The following is a 1,244-nucleotide window of genomic DNA, read 5'->3' on the forward strand; positions in this document are numbered from 1 at the left end:
CATTAAAAAAGGCCGCCTAGGCGACCTTTTTATAAGCTGTGAAGCTCTATCTGTTGATATTACTCAACGATAGTTGCAACAACACCAGCACCAACTGTACGGCCACCTTCACGGATAGCGAAGCGTAAACCTTCGTCCATCGCGATTGGGCAGATTAGTTCTACAGTCATCTTGATGTTGTCACCAGGCATTACCATTTCTACGCCTTCTGGTAACTGTACGTCACCTGTTACGTCAGTTGTACGGAAGTAGAACTGTGGACGGTAACCTTTGAAGAATGGAGTGTGACGACCACCTTCATCTTTAGAAAGTACGTATACTTCTGAAGTGAACTTCGTGTGTGGAGTGATTGAACCAGGCTTAGCTAGTACTTGACCACGTTCAACGTCTTCACGCTTAGTACCACGTAGAAGTGCACCGATGTTCTCACCCGCACGACCTTCGTCTAGAAGCTTACGGAACATTTCAACACCTGTACAAGTTGTCTTCGTAGTTTCTTTGATACCTACGATTTCAACTTCGTCATTCACGTTGATGATACCAGCTTCAACACGGCCAGTTACAACAGTACCACGACCTTGGATTGAGAATACGTCTTCGATAGGCATGATGAATGGCTTATCGATGTCACGCTCTGGCTCTGGGATGTAAGAATCTAGTGCTTCTGCAAGCTCAACGATTTTGTCTTCCCACTCTTTCTCGCCTTCTAACGCTTTAAGCGCTGAACCTTGGATTAGTGGTAAGTCATCACCTGGGAAGTCGTACTCAGAAAGAAGTTCACGAACTTCCATCTCAACTAGCTCAAGTAGCTCTTCGTCGTCAACCATGTCACATTTGTTCATGAATACGATGATGTAAGGTACACCAACCTGACGAGAAAGTAGGATGTGCTCACGAGTTTGTGGCATAGGACCGTCAGTCGCAGCAACTACTAGGATTGCGCCGTCCATTTGAGCAGCACCAGTGATCATGTTTTTAACATAATCGGCGTGTCCTGGACAGTCTACGTGTGCGTAGTGACGAGTTGGAGTATCGTACTCAACGTGTGAAGTTGAGATTGTGATACCACGCTCACGCTCTTCTGGAGCGTTATCGATTGATGCGAAGTCTTTAGCTACACCACCGTATACTTTTGCAAGTACGTTAGTGATTGCTGCTGTTAGAGTTGTTTTACCGTGGTCAACGTGGCCGATTGTACCAACGTTTACGTGCGGTTTTACGCGTTCAAACTTTTCTTTTGCCAT

Annotated in this window: 1 protein-coding gene; it reads right to left on the bottom strand. The window is 45.8% G+C overall.

Annotated features, from left to right (window positions below; translation table 11 throughout):
* Positions 1-59: 59 nt before the first annotated feature.
* The gene (gene tuf / locus HUS62_RS22290; protein ID WP_175081191.1) at positions 60-1,244 is read right to left on the bottom strand and encodes an elongation factor Tu; all 1,185 of its coding nucleotides are present in this window, start codon (positions 1,242-1,244) and stop codon (positions 60-62) included.

Source organism: Pseudoalteromonas sp. 0303, from assembly GCF_013349995.1.
Classification (GTDB): Bacteria; Pseudomonadota; Gammaproteobacteria; order Enterobacterales; family Alteromonadaceae; genus Pseudoalteromonas.

Coding starts and splice junctions, on each gene's coding strand:
- tuf (WP_175081191.1), bottom strand. CDS start 1,244: ATGGCAAAAGAAAAGTTTGAACGCGTAAAACCGCACGTAAACGTTGGT.